This window comes from Bacillus sp. EKM501B, assembly GCF_011800505.1.
Taxonomy (GTDB): domain Bacteria; phylum Bacillota; class Bacilli; order Bacillales; family Bacillaceae_G; genus Bacillus_A; species Bacillus_A cereus.
Genome location: NZ_JAALFZ010000051.1, coordinates 1 through 2,104, shown reverse-complemented (window position 1 = coordinate 2,104; position 2,104 = coordinate 1). Strand labels below are relative to the sequence as shown.

Below are 2,104 nucleotides of genomic sequence, written 5' to 3'. Positions count from 1 at the left end.
CAGGGATGAATTATGAATTGGGAACAGAAAAAATAAAATGGGATGAAGAGGGTAAACCGATGCGTCAAGATAATTCACTCTGGGATGTAATAAAAAAAGATTTACAAACGCGTAAATAGTTTAGAATATTAGGTTTAAGGACTAAATATAAGCATCTAATTCAAATAGAATTAGATGCTTTTTATTTCGAAAAAAGGTGGAGTTGAATTAAAGGTTCCATCTTTTCTTTTGCATAAAGGGTACCAATCAGGTTTATTTACAACGAAAAATAAGATTTTTAGAGAATAGCTTAGAAAAAATTGTGGAGGTTTAAACAAATGTGGTCACAATTGTTTAAACCTTTAAAGTAAAATGGAAGTTGGACAGTTGCTATACAGGCAGCAAATTTACAATATGTTTCGGCTGAGCCTTCGGGAAATATAATAGCAAATCGTAATGCAGTTAATGAATGGGAGAAATTCGAATTAATTCCGACTGGGGAATTATATACGTACGCTTTAAAAACTAAAAGTAATGGGAAGTATGTTTTGTTTGAGCCAAATGGTAGAGTAGTAGCAGATCGTACATCAATTGGTGCATGGGAAAAGTTTATCTTATATAATGGTGGAGACAATAGGATATATGTATTACAAGCACTAAGTAATGGTAGATATATATCAGCAAATGGTGGTAGAGAATTAACAGCTACTAGTTATGTAGCTGGAAGTTGGGAAAGATTTGTTATTGTATACTTCTAAACTTTGAAGTGTTATATATCTAAATGATAATGGCATGTTTAGTTGGTATAAATACCTAATACAATAAAGTTTTAAGCATGTAATACAAGTGTATATTAACGTGTAAAAGGGCTGCAAATAATTAGCAGTCCTTTTTGCATGAACTTACTGAGGTTATAATGAGAAGAAAAAGAACCCTATAGGGTTCTTTTTCAAGGCATATTAACAGTAAGGAGAATCATGAAATGCTACTTCAAATCTTTATTAGGGGAAAGATTTTGAAAAAGCTTAACATGTATTTATTTTTACATAAATGTAAGATGTAGTAAATTGATAATGTTTATACTTACTATTACTAATATTCAATTAAGATAGTTAATACTATTTATATAGTGTTAACTGGTGTATAGTACAGTATAAATTTGGAAATTTAATATTAGATTACATTTGTTAAAAAAGTTAATAGATATATTTTTTCAAATTATAACTAACATTTAAACGGTTTTAATTGAAATTGGTTGTGTATTAACCTTTATAAGCCAATAAAAGTAAATAAAATAAACAAAGACCCTGTAATAAATACAGGGCCGGATACAGGGTTAAGGGAACGCATAGTTTCTTAATATCATAGTAGCATATATTCTTTGTATAGCTACATGAGGATTTTGACAGAATTAAGAACAAGACAGAAAATCTGTAGGAAAGCAAATATAGTGCTGGAAATGTGATTTTAAATTAAGCTATAGGTATATTGAAATGGATGAAAACTCTTGAGTACCATGATTAAATTGCCTTTAATTATGAGGCTTAGGTTAGAGGGCTAATTGGATCTTACTAAATAGGAGAAATGTTTTTTAGATTAAAAGAAGAAAAGACACCTTTTGGGTGTCTTTTCTTTAGATAAACAGTTCACATATTGCTGAATTAGATACGAAACCATAATTCGACTAAGAAGTAAATCTTAACATAATCTGAACTGAAAAAATATGTAATTTTTGTTAAATAAAAAACATGCACAAAAATTGTGCATGTTTAATAAAAAGCTATGTCTTGTCTATGTAAATATATGTTTGGTTTATACAAACTGTGAGTATTTTTAAGTAAATTATTTGTTTATAAACAAATATAAAGAGCGTCCTGGAAGACGCTCTTCCACCCAAACTTACAATGAAAAAGAATACGTGACATTGTATGCGTTTTTTGTTCTTTGTGTAGTTTTTCAACAAAAAAGAGCGCTTTTAAAGGCGCCCAATGAACAAGATTTATATAAAAAAGGTGCACAAGATATGGTATGTATGCTTCTTAATCTTTGTGCAGATTTAATACAAAATCCTTATTTGAAAACAAGAAGCCTTAGAGTTAGGGCTCTAGGGCTTCTTGTTTTGGTA

General features: G+C 29.5%; 1 protein-coding gene and 2 pseudogenes. All 3 read left to right on the top strand.

Features of this window, described 5'->3' with window-relative positions; all coding sequences use genetic code 11:
- A pseudogene (locus HFD78_RS28940) lies at positions 1–119 on the top strand (glycosyl hydrolase family 5); the annotation flags it as partial.
- A 231-nt stretch (positions 120–350) separates the two neighbouring features.
- Positions 351–737: pseudogene (locus tag HFD78_RS28935) on the top strand (fascin domain-containing protein); the annotation flags it as partial.
- A gap of 1,088 nt (positions 738–1,825) precedes the next feature.
- The coding region (locus tag HFD78_RS29775) for a hypothetical protein (protein ID WP_238797755.1) at positions 1,826–2,104 on the top strand (279 nt) is incomplete at its 3' end.